The organism is Synechococcus sp. R55.7, assembly GCF_047461955.1.
Lineage (GTDB): Bacteria > Cyanobacteriota > Cyanobacteriia > Thermostichales > Thermostichaceae > Thermostichus.
In genome coordinates, this window is the sequence record NZ_JANSIC010000047.1 from 1 (window position 1) to 1,824 (window position 1,824).

The following is a 1,824-nucleotide window of genomic DNA, read 5'->3' on the forward strand; positions in this document are numbered from 1 at the left end:
TCGAAGATCACTTCCGCCCACTGGTTGACGCGCAGCTGGGTACGGGGATCCACGCGGGCAATAAACTCCTGCTCGGCCAGGATCCCTTCTCGGTCGCTGGTGCTGAGATAGAGGATTACTTCATGGCCCACCAGCTCCGTTACCGAGACCTTAGCCCGCACCGGGGCAGGTTGGATCCCTGGGGGTTGGTACTGGGGATCGTGGATGTTTTCCGGGCGGATGCCGAAGATGACCGACTTGCCGACGTATTGCCAATAGGGCTCTGCCTGGTGGGGCGGGATGGCCACGCGGAAGGCGCCGGTATCGATCCAGAGGGTGCCCTCCTGCTCCCGCAGCTTGGCCTGGAAGAAATTCATGGCGGGGCTGCCGATGAACCCGGCCACAAACAGGTTGGCCGGGCGGGTGTAGAGGGTGTGGGGGGTATCCACCTGCTGCAGGCGGCCATCCTTCATGACGGCGATGCGGTTGCCCATGGTCATGGCCTCCACCTGGTCGTGGGTAACGTAGATAAAGGTGGTGCCCAGTTGCATGTGCAACTTGCTGATCTCGGCCCGCGCCTGTACCCGCAGCTTGGCATCCAAGTTGGAGAGGGGCTCATCCATCAAAAACACCGCCGGATTGCGCACGATGGCCCGCCCGACGGCAACCCGCTGCCGTTGCCCACCCGAAAGTTCCTTGGGCTTGCGGTTGAGCAAGTGCTCGATCCCAAGGCGCTTGGCCACCCCCCTAACCCGGCTTTCGATCTCCGCCCGTGGCAGGCCGCGCAGCTTGAGGCCAAAGGCCATGTTCTCGGCCACGGTCATGTGGGGGTAGAGGGCATAGGATTGGAAGACCATGGCGATATCCCGATCCTTGGGGGGGACATCGTTCACCCGTCGGTCGCCAATGTAGATGGAGCCGGCGCTCACTTCTTCCAAGCCGGCCAGCATGCGCAGGGAGGTGGTTTTGCCGCAGCCGGAGGGGCCGACAAAGACGAGAAATTCCCCGTCTTCGACGGTGATGTTCAGGTCATGGACGGCGGTGGTGTCTCTGTAGCGCTTGGTAACGTGTTCGTAGGTAACGCTGGCCATGCTCTCAACCTTGGCTCCGTTGCGCACTCAAACCCTATCCAAAGCGGCGGGCAAAAGTCAAATCGAGTTGAGTTGAGTTCGGTAGGGAGAGCTGGGGATCCCTGCAGCGAAGCCAGTTTATGGTCGTTGCCCCTGCCCTTGCCCCGGCCCCTTTCCCAGAAGGAGAGGGGAGCTGGGAAGCCATGGAATCTTGAACCGAAATGTAAAAAAAGGTAGGCTCATCGCCTACCTCTATGGGATCCTTTTTCCCTATTAGGAAGTTGCCTAACCTCTAGGCCATCAGGAGACAACGCTCACTTTGACCACTTGGGCTTTTTCAGAGTCTGCCTTGGGCAAGGTGAGGGTGAGGATCCCATCTTTGTATTCGGCTTTCACCTGATCGTGTTTGATCCGGTTCGGCAGCGGGATCACCCGTTGGAAGCGCCCGTAACGGAATTCAGTCCGGGTTACCCCTTTGTCTTCAGAGCGCTTCTCAAATCGCCGTTCCCCGGTGATGGAGACCGCTTCGGCTGTCGCTTGGATATCCAAGTCGTTGGGGTTCAAGCCGGGCAGCTCCAGCTTCAGGGTAATGGTTTCGGGATCATCGTGCATCTCCACTGCCGGCATGAAGGCAAAGCCGTCGGCCTCGGTGGTGCGAGGGATCAGCCGGTCGAACATCCGGTTCATTTCCCGTTGAATTTCGTCAATTTCACGAAATGGATCCCAGCGGACAAGAGCCATAGAGCATCCTCCTCCTCTATTACTTTGCTTTTTT

2 protein-coding genes are annotated in these 1,824 nt (G+C 59.0%); both read right to left on the minus strand.

All coding sequences use genetic code 11. The features are described 5' to 3' along the window. A partial coding sequence (locus tag NW820_RS03920; RefSeq protein ID WP_414406743.1) for an ABC transporter ATP-binding protein occupies positions 1 to 1,070 on the minus strand: 1,070 nt, incomplete at its 3' end. A 279-nt stretch (positions 1,071 to 1,349) separates the two neighbouring features. Next, on the minus strand, positions 1,350 to 1,790 hold the full coding sequence (locus NW820_RS03925; RefSeq protein ID WP_011433199.1) for an Hsp20/alpha crystallin family protein: 441 nt from the start codon (positions 1,788 to 1,790) through the stop codon (positions 1,350 to 1,352). Positions 1,791 to 1,824: the final 34 nt, after the last annotated feature.

Bases quoted from the DNA above. Each gene is read 5' to 3' on its own strand.
- NW820_RS03925 (WP_011433199.1), bottom strand. From the start codon at position 1,790: ATGGCTCTTGTCCGCTGGGATCCATTTCGTGAAATTGACGAAATTCAA.